Source organism: Spirosoma foliorum (assembly GCF_014117325.1).
Lineage (GTDB): Bacteria > Bacteroidota > Bacteroidia > Cytophagales > Spirosomataceae > Spirosoma > Spirosoma foliorum.
On sequence record NZ_CP059732.1, the window covers coordinates 7143432 to 7160443 of the forward strand.

The following is a 17012-nucleotide window of genomic DNA, read 5'->3' on the forward strand; positions in this document are numbered from 1 at the left end:
AACGAAGATGGACGAATTAGATAAAAATAGACCGGACGATTTCTGGCGGAAGGCATTCGATGAAGCCGCCGAGACACCTCCTCTCCGGGTTTGGGATTCTATCGAACGTCGGTTAGATGAGTCTAACGACACGAAGATACTACCACTCTGGGGATTGGGGCTGATTTCGTCGCGACCAGCTGCCTGGGGAATGGGCGTGGCTGCTGCGGTAACATTACTACTAATTGGGTGGTGGGCTGGTTCTGCTCAGGTAGGTAGCAACCAACCTACTACAATTGCCCAGCATAGTGAATCAAGCGAACGGGTAACCAAGAAAACGCTTACGCCTAAAAGCACAAATGCTGACGAATCACTGGCTCAGTCTTCGCCTGAAGTTACTTCTGCTACGAAATCAGGATTCTCTTCGGCGAGAGTAGGGTCAGATGCTTCGTTAACTGCATTGCCAATTGGCGAACAGACCAGTCGTGTGCTGGCTCAGATCAAGGCTAACACGGATACAAAAGACCAAGCGATTAGTAGTCAACGCATGGCGGTGGGAGCTAGCCTTGTGATGGGGACTAAAAGTTCATCAATACCGCCAGGTATCGAAAATGGGTCGCTGTCGTCGGGTACTGGCGGGTCCATGTCTGTTAATTCTTTTGCGGCCCGAACAGTAACAACAACAATAGAACCGTCGAATTCATCGGAATTAGCCCGCTTTGAACCTCTTTCTGGAAAATCATTGCGCTTTCGTGACATCGGTCAGATTCATCGTATTGTCTGGCACCGTCCTACAGAGATGGCGCTAACGCCAGAAACCTTCAAGTCGAAGCAGAAAAATCACGATGTCTGGGCGTCGGCTACTGTTATGCCCGGTTCATTCAACCCGATGGTAGCTGTGCAAACGACTTCCATTGCGAATGCGAATTATGCCAATCTGAATGCGTCAAAAAACACAACAACTGGCTCATCGATTAGTAGTCGGGCTAATTTTTCGGTCGCTTACCAGGCTGGTGCTGGCGTTCAGTTAAGCGAACGCTGGTCGTTAGAATCCGGGATTGGCTACTTATCTGGACGTTCAACCGTTGAAACACCGGCTCAGGCATCAGCAGCTTCGCTTGTAGCGCTTACCGGACGCAATACAACATCGGGAAACTTGTATGTAGATGCCCTGAAAAGCAGCTTCCAAGGTAATGATCTGGCAGCCGCATCACCCGTTTTTACTAATAGTGCGGGTAATGCCTATCAACAGGCCAATTATGCCGGTTCAACACAGCAGATTCTGACGAATAATTACCAGTATATGCAGGTACCTCTTCAGGTAGGTTACCAGCTTCGTCCCCGCAAACGGCTCAGCTTAGCTGTACTCGGCGGGCTGATTACGAATATTTTCGTTCGAAACACAGTGGGCAATGAGATAGTTGTTACGGCAAAGGATGGCGTCTACCGTCCTCTTTCGCTGGCGGCTACGATGGGGGCTCGCCTACGCTATCGACCTACTCAGCAATGGTCAGCTTCGCTGGCGGGTGTTTATCAGCCTTCGTTGGGATTAGGGACTCAGCCTGAGGCACAGGTGCAAACTCACCCGACTTCTGCTGGCATGAGTTTCGGCGTTGATTATCACTTTTGATTTCTTGTATCATGAAAACCATCGTAGTTGCCGTCTTATTTATTGTTGGTTTGGGCCGTTGTACAAGCAGCCTCTCGCCCCAGTCTTCAGTAGATGACGACCTGATTATCCGCACAGGAACAAGATTCGGAATGTGTATTGGTACGCAATGTGTAAAAGACTACGTCTTTAATGGGACCAGCGTCACGTTAACACAGAAAAACGTACAGCCCCGAGCACAGTCTACGTCTCAAAGTTGTCAGTCAACCATTAGTGCGACCAACTGGCAAAGTCTTAAAGCGAACGCCAATCTGGATGCCTTTAGTAAAAAAGATACCATAATCGGTTGCCCCGATTGTGCCGACGGTGGAGCTGAATACATAGAATTACAGCTTGGCGAACAGAAGCATAAGGTTACTTTTCCATATGGGGAAACAATCCCTGGTTTTGAGTCGCTGGTAAGTGCTCTACGAAGCCAGCGCGAAGCGACCAAAGACTGTTTATAGCCTATGCTAGTATTGGTACCGTATCCTCGGTCTGTGTCCTCACCTAGAGTGTATACATATCTTTGGGACATGTTTGAAACTCCGTTAGGAGTGACCTGTTAATAGAAAACACAGGATTGAGCCTAACCAGAAGCGCCGTAGGTGCGACCTAATTTGATCCATGTAGGTAGCACCTACGGCGCTTCTGGTTCGTACTAAGCGACAATAACTATTGACAGGACGCCCTTACCGGGCTGATTAGCCTATGAAAAAGATGTGTGAGTAAAAGCCCTAAAAATGTAAAGCGCTATGAAATCGACCCTTTTTTCAACGTTATTGACGGTTACAGCGGGTGTTTTTCTAACCACTATTAGTTGTAAACATAGCGACGTCAGCCCACCGCCGAGTACAGCGGGCGACTTGCGCGTATCGGCACCTTTTGCCAGTCAAACAGCACAGTTTGCGTTCGATGTCACCAAGGAGGTAGTCGCTGAAGAAGGGCAGGCGAATAACGTCTTTATTTCTCCGCTGAGTCTACATATTGCGCTGGGTATGATTATGAACGGAGCCAACGGCCAAACGGCTCAGGAGATTCAGAAAACGCTAAAATTAGATGCTCAAACCCTCACCGAAGCCAATAACACCTACCAGAATTTACTAGAGAATCTACCCGGTGTAGATTCCAAGGTTACGCTCTCTTTGGCCAACTCAGTGTGGTATCGGAATACGTTTTCGGTGGAAACTTCTTTCCAGGATTTACTGAAACAATCGTTTCAGGCAGAAGTATCTGCGCAGAATTTCGACGATGCGGCTACAGTAGGCAAAATCAACAATTGGGCAAGCCAGAAAACTAACGGTAAAATCCCGAAAGTACTTGACCGAATTGAATCCAGCGATATCATGTTTCTGATGAACGCGCTGTATTTCAAAGGCGACTGGACAACCCAGTTCAAACCTGAGCAGACGATTGACAGTCCGTTCAAATTAGTATCGGGCACTACAACAACTGTGCGGATGATGCGGCTCAATACGGCGTTAAAACATGCTTCCCGGTCAACGTATACCGCTTTTGAACTACCTTATGGCTCCGGTAACTTTGCCATGACGGTGCTGTTACCCGCTGAGAGCACAACTGCCGATGCGCTGATAAATAGCTTCAATGGTGACGAATGGACACAGCTACAACAAGCCATGACGTCGAGCATGATTGATATTGGGTTGCCCAAATTCACGATGAGTTATGCGATCAATCTGAACAAAACACTGAGTACGCTCGGTATGCCAACGGCCTTCACCGATGTCGCTGATTTCACGAAAATAAACAAGAAAGGCGGACTTACGCTTAGCTTTGTAAAACAGAACACATTTGTGGCTGTAGATGAGCAAGGCACAGAAGCTGCAGCTGTTACAACTGGAGGCATATCGGTAACGTCGGCGCCTGTACCTATTCTGTGTAATCGCCCATTTATTTTTGTCATTCACGAAAAAGCATCGGGCACTATTCTTTTCGTCGGGAAAATTGCCGATCCAACTAAAACAAGTAATACATGAGATTCGTAGCCATTAGCTGCCTCCTGCTTATTACACTGGCCCTGAGTCAATGTACAAAATCTCAGCCCGAATTAGCCCCTAAAATAGCAGAGCTGATTGGAACCTGGCAGCTTGTTGACTCCGATTCTACGTATGCCGTAACGCTCATATTCACCTTAGATACTGACAACCCTCCGCACGATATTACCTCATTTAAAGCCAGTGGTAAGTCGTCGATCAATACATACAATCTGAATTTATTTGCCGCTATTGATGGCCTGATGGTGGCCGACCAGTTGGGTAGTACGAAAGTAGCCGGATCGCCCGCGGCAACGCAGTTTGAGCAACAGTACTTCAAGAATCTGAAAGCGGTTGCCCGCTTCGAATTACCAACAGCCAATGAATTAAGGTTATATCATGGTGGCGATTTACCCCGCGTATTGGTGTATAAAAAACTGAACTGATTATGAAAACTGTACGAATCCTCCCCTTTACTATTTTTTTAATTCTGTTGGTTTTCAGCTGTGAAAAACGCATTTGCGGTTGCGTTTTCCCGCCATCTCCCCTATCCGGCGAATGGATGCTAACGACTATTACCTACGGCTTATCACAAAAAACAGTCACCGCTGCAGACGCCGGTTATTCTGAAACGTTGACTATCGATGGTGTTACAAACTCGGGTAATTTCCGAAAGGTTCGTAACGGATTGCCCATTTCAGACAGTCATTATTCGCTTTCATTCCCAAAGGGTGGGAGTACTGAGGGCATCATTTATTTTGATAAAGATACCACACAACAAGATTTCCGGCTTTCTGAAACAGTGCTCTATTTAGGTGAGCGCATTCCACGTGGAGCCGTTATTGCCGATGGCTCGACCTACGCGTATAAAAAACAATAATTGCCTTTTTGTGTAAGATCAATATTGCCCGGTCGTGTTCAAGACAGCCGGGCAATTTATTTTCCAGGCGATTCCAACGCTTTCATCTCACAGAGAATCATTGTTTTATCCAATAACCATGATCTCTATGAAAGCTTATATACTCGCCCTAATTCTTCCTTTATTTTACCTGACCAGTTGCACGGACAACTGCGAGCAGACAAGAACGTATCGAAAATATACACCGATCCAGCTCGCCCTTTCCGATCTACGTCAGCCAATTTCTTCTGGGTCGCCCCAAACGCTTGTCAATCCGGGAAAGCTGTATGTAAAAGACCAGTATGTATTTATCGTAGAAGTCAAGAAAGGCATTCACGTTTTTGACAACAGCAATCCATCCAATCCAAGGGCCATTTCGTTTCTTCCCATTCCGGGCAATGTCGATATAGCCGTGCGTGATAATATTCTCTACGCCGATAGCTACATCGATCTGGTAGCGCTGGACATTAGTAATCCAACGGCTATTAAAGAAGTGAGCCGGGCCGAAACGGGCTTTGTATATGGCATGGTAGGGCGAACTTCCTGGTCATACGACAAGCAAACCATGAAAATCTATGATCAGCGAGAAGACATTGCGACAGAAACGGTTAAAACCGATTGCGAAGGCACGTTTAATGTACTCCCCTATTTGGTACCCATTGCGTGGTTTGGTCGGTACTATGAAACCTTCGCCTTTGCCGATGTGGCTTATAACTCAATGAAATCACCCACTGCGCCAACAACCGGAACAGGTGGATCAATGGCGCGTTTTGCCATCATGAATAACCAGCTCTATGTAGTTAATAGCTCGTCTTTACAATTGTTCGATATCTCTCAGCCAGCGACACCAGTAAAAGGCAAAACAGTTTCCCTAGGTTGGAGCGTCGAAACGATTTTCCCGTACCGTAACAATCTGTTTATTGGCACCACCACAGGCATGTACATCTACGATGCTACCAGCCCAGCCGAACCAAAGCAGCTTTCGGTCTTTTCGCACGTTCGTTCCTGCGATCCAGTTGTGGTCCACGAAAACTACGCCTATGTGACACTGCGAGGCACCAGTACATGTGGCGTAGCGGGTACCCAGGATGTACTTGATGTTATTGATATTACCAATCTGACATCACCTCGCGTAGTCAAAACCTATCCTCTCGACACTCCTTACGGACTCGGCATCGATTATCCAACATTGTTTGTGTGTCAGGGTAATAAAGGATTGAGCGTTTTTGATGCTTCGAATCCGCTTGATCTAAAAGCTCAGCAAACGTTCGCCAATGTGAACGCGTTTGATGTTATTCCGCTCTCGAAAACCCTGCTGACAATCGGTAAAGATGGCTTGTACCAGTATGATTATTCCAATCCTACGGCGCTACGATTACTCAGTAAAATTGACGCCAGTCCTGCAAACTAATCTCTCCTGCACCATGAAAACATTTACGTATCTAGTTGTGCTTTTTAGCCTATCTAGTAACCTTGTACAGGCTCAGAAAGAGCCAGATAAGGCCAGTCGTTGGCGAACAACTGTTGAGATGGGGATTCAGGCAGGGCGAGTACGTCCAGATCCATCCGACGCTTACAACTATTATGGCAATTATATCTATTTGCCGAACTACTATAACTATTCTTCGATTCGGCCTGCTGGTAACCGAATCGGCTTAACAATTCATACGTTTGTAGGTTATACACTGCGACCACAACTTATAACTGGGCTCGCTTTGGGTGTTGATTACTATAATAACTCCGCTTTTATACCACTGGCAGCGGCCATTCAGGGCGATATTTTTGGTCATACCAAACGCCTGACAACTTTTTACACACTTGAAAGCGGTTATGCCATTGCAGGTCCAAACCCACACGATAGTGAACTAAAAGGTGGCTGGTTGTGGAGTCCAGGAGTAGGGCTTCGGATTAACAAAGGAAACGGAACCGGATTTTTGATTAGTGCAGGCTACAAACATCAGGAAGCCAGACAAGTAGCTTCAGTGGATGGTGTTCAGGTTCTGTCACAAATAGAAGATCGCTCCTATAACCGATTGTTTTTCAGGATGGGATTTAGTTTTTAATTGAAATCAACTTACAACGACAATACATGAAAACTTCACTGCTGAATACGCTTCCAGAAGCCTTGTTAAGTATGATGAGATCTATCTTTTTCGGACCGCATCGGTCCCATTCAAGAAATTATTGTCTTGTACCTGTAACCAAAGCATAGGTATCACCGTCTCAACGTTGCTGTTGGGTTAAGAGACTAGTGACCGCACACTAAAAAGTAAGTAGAAGTGGCTCATCTAACCCCTAAATTGGCCCAGATTTAAACTAAATCATATCCACCCTATACAACCTTACGGGTGCGAAACAATTGTTATGAAAAAGATCACAGTAGCAGTCATTGGTGGTACACTCTTCATCGCCGGATATTATCAGGCGCGCAAGCAAACTGAATATATGACGTCGAAACCAATGGTAAATCCAACATCTCTGGCTAAACCAATGACACTTCCGCTTAAAACGCAGTCAACATTTGCTTTTCGCTTAGATCGCTCTCTTGTAAGCAGCAATTAATTTCTGCTTTTAGTTAATACAAAAAATCCCCGCTGAGTGCTCAGCGGGGATTTTTTGTATATTAAGTACGCTTATCACTAAGCCATTGCAAACTTGCTCTGGTTGCGTTTGCGTTCGTTTTCGTCCAGATAGATTTTACGAATCCGCATCGACTTCGGTGTTACTTCCAGATATTCATCTTTCTGGATGTACTCCATGTTCTCTTCGAGTGAGAACGAGATTTTCGGAGCAATTTTTACGTTGTTATCCGAACCTGAGGCCCGCATGTTCGTCAATTGCTTCGCTGTTATCACGTTAACAACGATGTCGTTCTGACGGTTGTGCTCGCCAATTACCTGACCCGTGTAAATTTCATCACCCGGTTCGATAAAGAACGATCCCCGATCCTGAAGTTTATCGATCGAATAAGCCGTGGCTGCACCACTCGTCATCGAGATCAGCGAACCGTTGATCCGCTCTGGAATTGCTCCTTTGTACTCCTGATATTCTTTAAAACGGTGGCTCATAACAGCTTCTCCGAAAGTAGCCGTCAGAACGTTCGACCGAAGACCGATCAGACCACGTGATGGAATATCAAATTCAAGGTGTTGCAGATCGCCTTTTGGTTCCATAATCAGCAGCTCGCCCTTACGCTGTGTTGCTAATTCGATAACCTTACCAGCCGTTTCTTCGGGTACATCTACAACGAGGGTTTCGATAGGCTCTAACTTACGGCCATTCTCGTCCTCTTTGTACAATACCTGTGGCTGACCAACCTGCAATTCGTAACCTTCCCGACGCATCGTTTCAATCAGAACCGACAAGTGAAGAATACCCCGACCATAAACAAGGAAACGGTCTTCGCTATCCGTATTTTCAACGCGCAGAGCGAGGTTTTTCTCAATTTCTTTGTAAAGCCGCTCACGTAGGTGACGCGATGTCACGAACTTACCTTCTTTTCCGAAGAATGGCGAGTTGTTAATCGTGAACAACATGTTCATGGTTGGCTCATCTACCGAAATCCGGGTGATCGCTTCAGGATTGTCATAATCCGTCAGTGTATCCCCAATTTCGAAGTCTTCCAGACCTGTTACGGCACAAATATCACCACAGGCAACTTCGGATACTTTAACTTTACCAAGTCCTTCAAATGATTGAAGTTCTTTGATTTTTACCCGTTTTACGCTACCATCCGACTTTACAAGGCCCATGTTAGCGCCTTCTTTCAGTGTACCCCGATGTACACGCCCGATAGCAATCCGACCTACGAAAGCTGAATAATCGAGTGATGTAACCTGCATTTGTGGCAAGCCTTCATTTATTGGGGCAGCCGGAATATGCTCAACAATCGTGTCAAGAAGATAGGTAATGTTGTCGGTTGGTGTTTTCCAATCCGGTCCCATCCAACCTTGTTTCGACGAACCATAGACAGTTGGGAAATCCAACTGATCTTCGGTAGCACCCAGGTTGAACATCAGGTCGAAAACCTGTTCGTGTACTTCATCAGGACGACAGTTTTCTTTGTCGACTTTGTTTACAATCACGATAGGCTTCAGGCCCAGTTGCAGCGCTTTGCTCAACACGAAACGTGTTTGTGGCATAGCTCCTTCAAAAGCATCGACCAATAGACAAACGCCATCGGCCATTTTCAGTACTCGCTCAACCTCACCACCGAAATCACTGTGGCCTGGTGTATCAATGATGTTGATTTTAACATCTTTGTAACGTACCGATACGTTTTTCGATACGATGGTAATGCCCCGCTCACGCTCCAGGTCATTGTTGTCCAAAATCAGATCGCCGAACTCCTGATTATCCCGAAAGAGTTTTGACGCGTGAATAATTTTGTCAACCAGAGTCGTTTTGCCGTGGTCAACGTGGGCGATGATTGCTATATTGCGAATTGATTGCATACAGTTTCTGAACCGGATTTAGCTGATTATATTGATTACCCGGATTTTGAAAAATCGCTGAAAACGGACCGTACTACATCATACTAATTAGCATAATCGAACGAATCCCAGTTCAGGCAATTTTTCTGCAAAGGTAAGAAAAAATATGCTGAAACACAGATTTTTACAACTAATAAAACGAAAAAAGGCCCATCTAAGGGCCTGACTCTTATATAAATACAATTTCTTACTGGTAGCTTAATGATTTGGGCAGCCACAAGGATTTTTCTTTCGAAAAAGGCCCGTATTAAACAAGCCACCACGCCGGGGTTTGTAGCCTTTTCGCTTACGGCCAATAGCCGAAACCTCCGTATTAGTAGTACTAGAAGATGCCAGGGTTTGGACGGGCACATCAATCAGCATCAGCGATGCGACTATCATCAGAAATACTTTCGTCTTTTTCATTGTTGAACCCGGTTTTATCTAGTTAACGGCAAAATTAACTACTTTCGTCAACCTGCCAGCTATATTTATTTAATGACTAACAATCCTGATTTTCTGATCGTTTACGGCACACTTCGCCCTCCTTTCGATAATTCTTTTGCCCAATACCTGCGACAGCGGGGTCGTAATGTTGGCGAAGGCATATTTAAGGGAAAAGCTTTCGATATGGGAAGCTATCCTGGAGCTATTCATGATGAGAGTAGCAACACCTATGTACACGGCACTGTTTTTAATATTAGCAATCAGAAATCCGCGATTCTGACCTATCTTGACTATTACGAAGGCGTGGGAGAGGATTTTGAACAACCTACCGAATTTATCCGGGCTATTGTACCTGTATCGTTCAATGATACCTTAACTGATTGCTGGATTTATCTATACAATCTCTCAACAGACGATAAGCCACTGATTGAATCCGGCGATTACTCGAAATTGATCGGGAACCCTTATCAATCACCTGCTTAATCACGATCTTTAGAGAACATAAAAAAGCATCGACCTCCCAGATCGATGCTTTTTTATGTCTTTCTATTTCAATTCCTTAACGGGGACCTCGTGAACGACCACCACCCCCAAAACCACCTCCGCCACCATAGCCACGACGGGCGTTAGGGCTACCTCCTCCATAATAACGAGGGGCAGGAGAATAATAACGGGGCGCAGGACGAACTACTACGGGTGGTCTATAATAACCATAAGGGCGTGCGTAACCATATCCATAGCCATACGGGTTATAGCCGTATCCATAATAGGGGCGAGGGCCATAACCCACGCCAGTACTTACATAAGCCGGTCCACAGCTAGTCATCAGGACAACTAGCAAACCAGCCGTTAGCAAGGGCAAGAGTTTTATCGTTTTCATGATTTTCGTTTAAATTAACTTGTTGAACCATTTAACTTCTGATTGGATTAACCGAACCTGCTAGGGCTGGCTAATCCAACCAGTTACTTTAACTCAGTTTACTTACCAGCGGTGACCACCGTGACCATAGCCACGACCACCAAAACCTCCTCTGTAACCACCACGACCACCGTAGCCATAGCCATAATTTGCGTATGGACGAATAACCACAGGAGGGCCAACTACTACTGGAGGAGGAGCAATAACCACTCTAGGTGGCACTACTACAACCTGTGGCTGAACCGGATAGGGTTGTCCATATTGGTTATAGCCATAATTTCCATTCGGATAAGCCTGACCGTAGCCATTTGGATAGCCTTGGCCATAGCCATTGTTATATCCATTTGGATACCCCTGGTTGGGGTAGTTTTGGCCATATCCATTGGGATAAGCTGGTGAGCAATTACTCCCGTTTGGGTAACTCTGACCGTAGCCGTTACCAGGTCCATATTGTCCGAAACTAACAGTTGCCACTCCTAACAGAAGGCCAGCTATCACTCCACTCCATTTTATCGTTTTCATCGCCTTGGTGAGTTTTTGCTCGATTTGTAGGTTAGACTGAACAAAGGCTCCCGCGTTTAATGGAAACTAGAAGAAAGCGGTTAAAGTTTAATTAAAAGCCTGACCATGAGAACACAGTCAGGCTTTAACCCAAGAATTACAGGCTAATTAAGCCTTCAATTTATCTTTCAAATAAGCCAGTGCCAGTTTGTACGCATCAGCGGCTGCTTCTTTGTTGTAAACCGGATTGCTGGGGTTAGCGAAACCATGACCAGCGTCGTACATTTTTACGGTTACTTTCTCCCCAGCTTTGGCCATATTCTCTTCAAATGCCTTCACCGATTCGGGAGTGATGCCTTTATCCTGGCTACCAAAGAAACCTAATACATCGGTATCCAATGTTTTCAGTTTTTCAACATCCTGCTCTGGGCGACCATAATACATAATACAGCCTTTTGCCTGTTTGCCTTCCAGCATGGCTGATTGCAGCGATAGCATACCTCCAAAGCACCAGCCAACACTAGCAAATTCAGCTTTAGAACCTGCATAAGCAATGGCCCCTTTCTGGATGCTGGTGAGCCGTTCCTTATTAGCTCCCTGCATTAATTTACCCGCTTCAGCCGGTTCGGTAGCTACTTTGCCGTCATACATGTCCACCGCCAACACATTAACGTCTTTGAGATCGTTATAGAACGTTTCAGACTGTTGCTTGATATTGTCGTTCAGGCCCCACCATTCCTGGTAAACCAGCAACCATTTGTTCGATGGCTTTTTCGCTTTCAACAGAAATCCATTGGCCGATTGTCCATCGGGCGTTGAGAATTTAATCATTTCGCCAGCACCTGTGTAGGTGAAGGGCAGAGGAGCTTCATGCAAACGCTGGAAAGCAGGATCGGCAGCCATCGCCGACATATCATTACCAACGCCGTCGGTAGCGGGAGCATGACACAGGGGAATTGCTGTTTCTTCTGGCTCAGTTGATTTCGGAGTCAAATACGAAAACAGGGACATAAAAAACGACAATCCAGTAATGAATACAATTTTCATAGGTCTTGTATTGGTTATTAGTTGATAGGGGTAACTGACTGACTAAGGAATTTGATTAATAACTTAAGCTTTTACTAATTCAAAAATCGTAATCTCGGGCAAAATACCGACCCGACCAGGGTAGCCGATGTAGCCATACCCCCGATTTACATAGAGTCGTTGATCACCTTCCTGATACAATCCAGCCCATTGTTTGTAGAAATACTGCGCCGGACTCCATTTGACGTCGCCAACTTCTACGCCAAATTGCGCACCATGCGTGTGGCCACTGAATTGCACGTCAATGTCTTTATACTTCTTATTGACTTCTGCATCCCAGTGCGTAGGGTCGTGAGAGAGAAGAAGCTTGACCGGATACTCTTCGGTGCCCTTGTAGGCTTTGGCGAGGTCACCGGCCCGTAAGGCTGCTGGTCCAAAGCCCAGATTCTGAACGCCAATGAGCGCAATTTTATCACCGCCCTGCTCCAGAATTTTGTTCTCGTCCATCATAATATTCCAGCCCATTTGCTTGTGAGCAGCTACGACGTTCATCACGTTTTGTCGCTCGGCCTGCGGGCTTGACCACTGTACGTATTTACCGTAGTCATGGTTGCCTAAGGTTGAATAAACACCCAGTGGAGCTTTTACTTTATCGAACACGTCGATATAACTGTTAACCTCTTCGGCATGGCTGTTGACCAGATCGCCCGTAAAAAAGACCATATCGGGCTTCTGACCGAGCAGCATTTCAACACCACCTTTTACGGCGGTTTTATTGAAAAAACTACCCGAGTGAATATCCGAAATCTGGGCGATGGTCATGCCATGAAAGCCCGACGGCAGATTTTTGAGCGGGAGTTTTATTCGCCGGATTCGATAGTCGTGTGCTCCAGAAAGTATACCCCAGGTAAAACCAACCAGCGGCACTGTGCCAACGACCAAAGCTGTTTTCATCAGAAAATCCGAGCGCGTAATGGTATCCGTTTGTGGTATTGTTTGTCGAGTTGAGTCCTCAACCGCTTCACGCACTTCGGGCTTGTAGAACAGAGAAACAATCCAGCGAAAGAAGCGGCCGATGTCGTCAATCAGGATGATTAGGACGGCAAAAATCTTTGAGAAATAGGGGATGGCAATGGCCGCCCACAAAAACGTACGGGTATTGCGGCTAATAGAGTCCGGTGGCAACAATTGCATAATGACGTACAACAACAACGACACCGCTGTAAAACCCCAAAAGGCAATGGCAATAATTCGTTGTGTGCTTTCTGAAGCCGACCGGCTTAGCGTTTTAACAGCCTGAAAGACATACCAGTCGATCAGTAGCAGAATGGCAGGGAGAATGAAAAATAAGGCGGTACGGTTCATGAATTAGTAAATGAAGGACATAGTTGCCTAACGGAATGAGCATCCGTAAAGTTTGATGATGAGCCACGTGATTTTCCTATTTACTCTTCACAAACTCAATCATATACTCCGACATATACTCGCTCTTTTTGGGTTGGATATTCTTAACAAACAATCTGGCCCGTTGACCCAGCCGCAGACACGTATATTTATTCGAAATATCGTCCGGCGTATTCATAGGCTGAAGCGATGGATACCAAAGAAAGTAGCCAGGTTTATCGAGTAGTAAGGCTGGCTTTGTCCATGCCTGCGATTGTATGGCTTCGCCCAAATCCTTATTGGTGTTAAACGAAATGTGAATGCTGCTACCCGCCCAGGATGGCCCCGTTGCCTTACCCATGAGCATGACCCAACAATTCAGGTACGTATTCCAGCTAACCGATGGCCCCCAGTGAAAACTACTTGTTGGTGATGAAGCGGCCCCACCACCCGACTCAGGCGGAATCTGCAAAGATTTAATGGGGGCTCCCACACCATTATACGGTGCATTGAAACCCTTTCCGTCCCAACGCCGAGCCTTGCCAACCGGATTGTCGAGGTCAGTTAGTGAGATGCGGGCTACGCTAATACACTGACCACTCCATTCTTTTTGTGGGTTATAGTCCTTTTCATTGTATTGACCGGGATAGCCGTATTCGCCATAAAACAGGTATAGATAGCCTCCATTGGCTACTGCCGAAGGATCGCCCACGCCCCCGGCAAATGTTTTTGAGGTATTATGGGGCTTTAGAATCATGCGGGCTTGTAGATCTTCAATGAAAATGCCCTTGTTTTCCCAGACTTTACCGCCATTCACCGACTTCATAATGCCAATTCGGCAGACTGCTGCGGGCGATGTTGGACCCGTTATTCCCTGCGGCCATTTCTCATTTTTATACCCTTCACCCGTACTCGCGTTGTAGGGGAGGGTGGCCGGATAGTTTTCGTTATGATAAACCGCATACAGCGTCTTACCCGATTTATCGGTAGAGTCCTGATACACAGTCTCGAACCAAACGGCTCCATGTAAACCAGTTACGTTAACGGGTGCATTTTTAGGCATACTTGGCTCCCTAAAATCACTTGCCTTGCTGGCAAAAGCCTCTTCGGCATGACGCCCATCGGCGTACTTAAGATCGCGTGCGTTACCCCACAGTGGATCTTCGCCATACTTGCCCGGAAAAATCCGGAACGTATCACCCACCCAGGCCTCAGCCATGTTACAATCAACAAATGAGTTGAATAAGACTTTTTTAGCCGGAATTAGCTTGTAGTTGGGTGTGTTATCCTGGGTTTCTTTATTACCCGAACAGGCAGCAACGACTGAACAGGTTAAGGCCCCTAGCATCAGTCTGGTTACGATAGGTTTTATTGGCTTCATAGTAGTCGCTAAAGCCATACTTTCTTCAACCTTACTTTAGTATCAAAACGTTAACAACGCTATCCGTTAAAGCAGGAAATATATTTTTCGTATATCATTCTTTACTACCTAGGTTTACAACACAAAACATAGCACCTATCATGCCTGCATATACTGCTAAAAAAATCACCGATTCCATACAACTAGATGGAGACGTAACGAAACCCATTTGGCAAAATGCTTCCTGGAGTGATCGGTTCGTGGATATGGCCACAGGCGGACCGGGCCTTTATGATACTAAAGCGGCTATCCTCTGGAATAACACGCATTTATACGTTGCTTTCCGAGCCGAGGAGCCTTTTGTAGAAGCTCACTTAACCGAGCGCGATTCCATTATTTTCCTCGAAAATGACCTCGAATTATTCATCGATGGGGGAGACTGTTATTACGAACTGGAAGTAAATGCTCGAAATACGCTTTATGAAGTGTTTTTCATCTGGAAAGACGCCTATCAGCGAGGAGGTCGATTCGATGTACCACAATTTGATGTGCATCACCCACAGGCGATGACATTTGGTGGCGATTCTGATCGGAGTGGGGCTTCATTCTGGTACGGCACGCATCCTCGTGGCCTACGTTGGGCCTTTTTGAATTATGATATGCCGGGTCTTGAAACCGCTGTTCAGATTGATGGCACGCTCAATGACAACAGCGATATTGATAGTGGATGGAGTCTGGAAATCGCGATTCCGTGGAGTAGTTTGACCTGGTTGGCCAACGCGCGTAGTATCCCTCCTCAACCGGGCGACGAATGGCGTATGTTTCTGGGACGATTCCAGAAACTACTGGTTTCAGGTGCTGAAGTTCAACCACATCCGGCTATGGTGATGAACCCGCACGGTGTTTACGACACGCATATGCCCGAGCGTTGGAGCCAGGTTGTGTTTGAGTAAACGAATACTTTGATCTTGTAGAGATTGTACGTTTATCAGCCGATAATCTGGTCGCCAATGTTCCAAAACAACGTTTATCATAAAAAATTCATATACTAACTATCCCTTAAATATACTTATTATTAAAAACTAGATTATTAATTTGTCACCTGTTACTTATATTAGATTATACAGTCTGAAGGGCATTTTGTAAGAAATATGTTACAAATGTACCATCATGATTATCAGTAGAATATCGAGTGGATTAGGAAATCAGCTTTTTCAGTACGCTGTGGGGAGAAATCTGGCATTGACTAAGAAAACAGCTTTGTATATCGACCTGAGTTATTATCGTTGTGAGTACTCGGATGATACCCCCCGTAAGTTTAAGTTAGATTTCTTTTCGGTTTCGTATAATAACCTCCAGAAGTCACCGCTGGAATATCTGTCAAAGGCTACTAGGCTACTACCCAACCGAAGTTGGCGGCCTTTTGTCGCGTATTTAAAAGAGAAGTATTTTCATTTTGACCCTCAGGTTTTGACTGAAGATGTGGGTTGTCTTATACTCCAGGGATTCTGGCAGTCGGAAGCGTATTTTAGACAACATGCCGATACCATTCGGCGTGAATTGCAATTGAGCCGAATCCCAAGTATCGAATTCGAAGCGTACCACCAGCAAATTCAGGACTCTCCACTACCTGTGTCCATCCACGTTCGGCGGGGCGACTATGTAAGCCATCCTGATTTCAGCAAAAGGTTTGGGTTTGTTGGTCTCGACTATTACCAAAGAGCTGTCGATATACTTACAAAGCAGCATAAGAATCCTCAGTTCTTTGTTTTTAGTGACGAGTTAGCCTGGGCGAAGCAAAATCTGACGTTACCTGAACATACCGTTTTTGTACAAAATACAGGACCTACGGCCGATGTCGCCGACCTTGTTTTGATGAGCCGTTGTCACCATCATATCATTGCTAACAGCTCCTTTAGCTGGTGGAGCGCCTGGCTCAATCACAATCCTGATAAACTGATCATTTATCCTAAAAACTGGTTTAGAAATCAACCTGACTGGAATACGAAAGACTTGCATCCTTCGGGCTGGCTACCCTGTTGACTGAGTAGGCAAACTAATTAACCATATTCTATGCTACAATTCTTCACAGATCATCAGTATATCAGCATATTATTGGCTATCCTTAGTGTTACTCTTAGCCTATTTGCCGCACTTATTAGGAATCGGAGAGTGAATAAAATCTTAACTCGAAAGGCGGATACTATAAAGAAAAAAGAAAGACCCAAAGTATCTTAGTTTACAATTAGCCAGGTAATTCTTCGGAAAAGTGAAGTAATTTATCCGTCAGCAAGGATTACCGGTTATCCAAGTTCATAGTAATAGCAAGTCGGGTAAAACTGAAACGTGCCGATGATTCGCGAATCATCGGCACGTTTCAGTTTT

18 protein-coding genes are annotated in these 17012 nt (G+C 45.6%); 11 read left to right on the forward strand and 7 right to left on the reverse strand.

Features of this window, described 5'->3' with window-relative positions; all coding sequences use genetic code 11:
* Positions 1 to 7 precede the first annotated feature (7 nt).
* From H3H32_RS30000 to H3H32_RS30035, 8 genes are all read left to right on the forward strand, one after another.
* The gene (locus tag H3H32_RS30000; RefSeq protein WP_182459396.1) at positions 8 to 1609 is read left to right on the forward strand and encodes a hypothetical protein; all 1602 of its coding nucleotides are present in this window, start codon (positions 8 to 10) and stop codon (positions 1607 to 1609) included.
* A gap of 11 nt (positions 1610 to 1620) precedes the next feature.
* Positions 1621 to 2094, forward strand: a complete 474-nt coding sequence (locus tag H3H32_RS30005; RefSeq protein WP_182459397.1) for a hypothetical protein — start codon at positions 1621 to 1623, stop codon at positions 2092 to 2094.
* Positions 2095 to 2382: 288 nt separating this feature from the next.
* Positions 2383 to 3624 carry a serpin family protein gene (locus H3H32_RS30010; RefSeq protein ID WP_182459398.1) on the forward strand — a complete coding sequence of 414 codons (1242 nt, stop codon included), beginning with the start codon at positions 2383 to 2385 and terminating at the stop codon, positions 3622 to 3624.
* Entirely contained in the window at positions 3621 to 4067 is a 447-nt protein-coding gene (locus tag H3H32_RS30015) for an META domain-containing protein (protein WP_182459399.1), read from the forward strand. The genes H3H32_RS30010 and H3H32_RS30015 overlap by 4 nt, the downstream gene beginning before the upstream one ends.
* 2 nt (positions 4068 to 4069) lie before the next feature.
* Positions 4070 to 4501 (forward strand): hypothetical protein, encoded by a 432-nt coding sequence (locus tag H3H32_RS30020; protein WP_182459400.1) that lies wholly within the window; start codon positions 4070 to 4072, stop codon positions 4499 to 4501.
* A 127-nt stretch (positions 4502 to 4628) separates the two neighbouring features.
* On the forward strand, positions 4629 to 5930 hold the full coding sequence (locus H3H32_RS30025) for an LVIVD repeat-containing protein (protein ID WP_182459401.1): 1302 nt from the start codon (positions 4629 to 4631) through the stop codon (positions 5928 to 5930).
* A 13-nt stretch (positions 5931 to 5943) separates the two neighbouring features.
* Positions 5944 to 6582, forward strand: coding sequence for a hypothetical protein (locus H3H32_RS30030; protein ID WP_182459402.1), 639 nt, complete (start codon positions 5944 to 5946; stop codon positions 6580 to 6582).
* 301 nt (positions 6583 to 6883) lie between these two features.
* Positions 6884 to 7081 carry a hypothetical protein gene (locus H3H32_RS30035; protein ID WP_182459403.1) on the forward strand — a complete coding sequence of 66 codons (198 nt, stop codon included), beginning with the start codon at positions 6884 to 6886 and terminating at the stop codon, positions 7079 to 7081.
* 77 nt (positions 7082 to 7158) lie between these two features.
* On the opposite strand, the gene typA is transcribed toward H3H32_RS30035, so the two are convergent.
* Positions 7159 to 8973 carry a translational GTPase TypA gene (gene typA, locus H3H32_RS30040; RefSeq protein ID WP_182459404.1) on the reverse strand — a complete coding sequence of 605 codons (1815 nt, stop codon included), beginning with the start codon at positions 8971 to 8973 and terminating at the stop codon, positions 7159 to 7161.
* Between the two features lie 237 nt (positions 8974 to 9210).
* Positions 9211 to 9417 (reverse strand): hypothetical protein, encoded by a 207-nt coding sequence (locus tag H3H32_RS30045; RefSeq protein ID WP_182459405.1) that lies wholly within the window; start codon positions 9415 to 9417, stop codon positions 9211 to 9213.
* A 72-nt stretch (positions 9418 to 9489) separates the two neighbouring features.
* Between H3H32_RS30045 and H3H32_RS30050 the strand changes: the two genes are divergently transcribed.
* Positions 9490 to 9921 carry a gamma-glutamylcyclotransferase family protein gene (locus H3H32_RS30050; RefSeq protein ID WP_182459406.1) on the forward strand — a complete coding sequence of 144 codons (432 nt, stop codon included), beginning with the start codon at positions 9490 to 9492 and terminating at the stop codon, positions 9919 to 9921.
* Positions 9922 to 9997: 76 nt separating this feature from the next.
* On the opposite strand, the gene H3H32_RS30055 is transcribed toward H3H32_RS30050, so the two are convergent.
* The 5 genes from H3H32_RS30055 to H3H32_RS30075 all read right to left on the reverse strand — a co-directional run bounded on the left by H3H32_RS30055 (position 9998) and on the right by H3H32_RS30075 (position 14648).
* On the reverse strand, positions 9998 to 10318 hold the full coding sequence (locus tag H3H32_RS30055) for a hypothetical protein (RefSeq protein WP_182459407.1): 321 nt from the start codon (positions 10316 to 10318) through the stop codon (positions 9998 to 10000).
* 102 nt (positions 10319 to 10420) lie between these two features.
* Complete coding sequence (locus tag H3H32_RS30060; protein WP_182459408.1) at positions 10421 to 10879, reverse strand: hypothetical protein; 459 nt, start codon at positions 10877 to 10879, stop codon at positions 10421 to 10423.
* Positions 10880 to 11026: 147 nt separating this feature from the next.
* On the reverse strand, positions 11027 to 11905 hold the full coding sequence (locus H3H32_RS30065) for a dienelactone hydrolase family protein (RefSeq protein WP_182459409.1): 879 nt from the start codon (positions 11903 to 11905) through the stop codon (positions 11027 to 11029).
* 63 nt (positions 11906 to 11968) lie between these two features.
* On the reverse strand, positions 11969 to 13249 hold the full coding sequence (locus H3H32_RS30070) for a metallophosphoesterase (RefSeq protein ID WP_182459410.1): 1281 nt from the start codon (positions 13247 to 13249) through the stop codon (positions 11969 to 11971).
* A gap of 76 nt (positions 13250 to 13325) precedes the next feature.
* The gene (locus tag H3H32_RS30075; RefSeq protein ID WP_182459411.1) at positions 13326 to 14648 is read right to left on the reverse strand and encodes a hypothetical protein; all 1323 of its coding nucleotides are present in this window, start codon (positions 14646 to 14648) and stop codon (positions 13326 to 13328) included.
* A 140-nt stretch (positions 14649 to 14788) separates the two neighbouring features.
* On the opposite strand from H3H32_RS30075, the gene H3H32_RS30080 reads away from it, so the two are divergent.
* Together H3H32_RS30080 and H3H32_RS30085 are read left to right on the forward strand one after the other, a co-directional pair.
* Positions 14789 to 15580 (forward strand): carbohydrate-binding family 9-like protein, encoded by a 792-nt coding sequence (locus H3H32_RS30080; protein WP_182459413.1) that lies wholly within the window; start codon positions 14789 to 14791, stop codon positions 15578 to 15580.
* A 217-nt stretch (positions 15581 to 15797) separates the two neighbouring features.
* On the forward strand, positions 15798 to 16670 hold the full coding sequence (locus H3H32_RS30085) for an alpha-1,2-fucosyltransferase (protein ID WP_182459415.1): 873 nt from the start codon (positions 15798 to 15800) through the stop codon (positions 16668 to 16670).
* The last annotated feature ends 342 nt before the right edge of the window (positions 16671 to 17012 follow it).

Coding starts and splice junctions, on each gene's coding strand:
- H3H32_RS30005 (WP_182459397.1), top strand. CDS start 1,621: ATGAAAACCATCGTAGTTGCCGTCTTATTTATTGTTGGTTTGGGCCGT.
- typA (WP_182459404.1), bottom strand. CDS start 8,973: ATGCAATCAATTCGCAATATAGCAATCATCGCCCACGTTGACCACGGC.
- H3H32_RS30055 (WP_182459407.1), bottom strand. CDS start 10,318: ATGAAAACGATAAAACTCTTGCCCTTGCTAACGGCTGGTTTGCTAGTT.
- H3H32_RS30085 (WP_182459415.1), top strand. CDS start 15,798: ATGATTATCAGTAGAATATCGAGTGGATTAGGAAATCAGCTTTTTCAG.
- H3H32_RS30065 (WP_182459409.1), bottom strand. CDS start 11,905: ATGAAAATTGTATTCATTACTGGATTGTCGTTTTTTATGTCCCTGTTT.
- H3H32_RS30015 (WP_182459399.1), top strand. CDS start 3,621: ATGAGATTCGTAGCCATTAGCTGCCTCCTGCTTATTACACTGGCCCTG.
- H3H32_RS30045 (WP_182459405.1), bottom strand. CDS start 9,417: ATGAAAAAGACGAAAGTATTTCTGATGATAGTCGCATCGCTGATGCTG.
- H3H32_RS30060 (WP_182459408.1), bottom strand. CDS start 10,879: ATGAAAACGATAAAATGGAGTGGAGTGATAGCTGGCCTTCTGTTAGGA.
- H3H32_RS30075 (WP_182459411.1), bottom strand. CDS start 14,648: ATGAAGCCAATAAAACCTATCGTAACCAGACTGATGCTAGGGGCCTTA.
- H3H32_RS30030 (WP_182459402.1), top strand. CDS start 5,944: ATGAAAACATTTACGTATCTAGTTGTGCTTTTTAGCCTATCTAGTAAC.
- H3H32_RS30010 (WP_182459398.1), top strand. CDS start 2,383: ATGAAATCGACCCTTTTTTCAACGTTATTGACGGTTACAGCGGGTGTT.
- H3H32_RS30080 (WP_182459413.1), top strand. CDS start 14,789: ATGCCTGCATATACTGCTAAAAAAATCACCGATTCCATACAACTAGAT.
- H3H32_RS30070 (WP_182459410.1), bottom strand. CDS start 13,249: ATGAACCGTACCGCCTTATTTTTCATTCTCCCTGCCATTCTGCTACTG.
- H3H32_RS30020 (WP_182459400.1), top strand. CDS start 4,070: ATGAAAACTGTACGAATCCTCCCCTTTACTATTTTTTTAATTCTGTTG.
- H3H32_RS30000 (WP_182459396.1), top strand. CDS start 8: ATGGACGAATTAGATAAAAATAGACCGGACGATTTCTGGCGGAAGGCA.
- H3H32_RS30050 (WP_182459406.1), top strand. CDS start 9,490: ATGACTAACAATCCTGATTTTCTGATCGTTTACGGCACACTTCGCCCT.
- H3H32_RS30025 (WP_182459401.1), top strand. CDS start 4,629: ATGAAAGCTTATATACTCGCCCTAATTCTTCCTTTATTTTACCTGACC.
- H3H32_RS30035 (WP_182459403.1), top strand. CDS start 6,884: ATGAAAAAGATCACAGTAGCAGTCATTGGTGGTACACTCTTCATCGCC.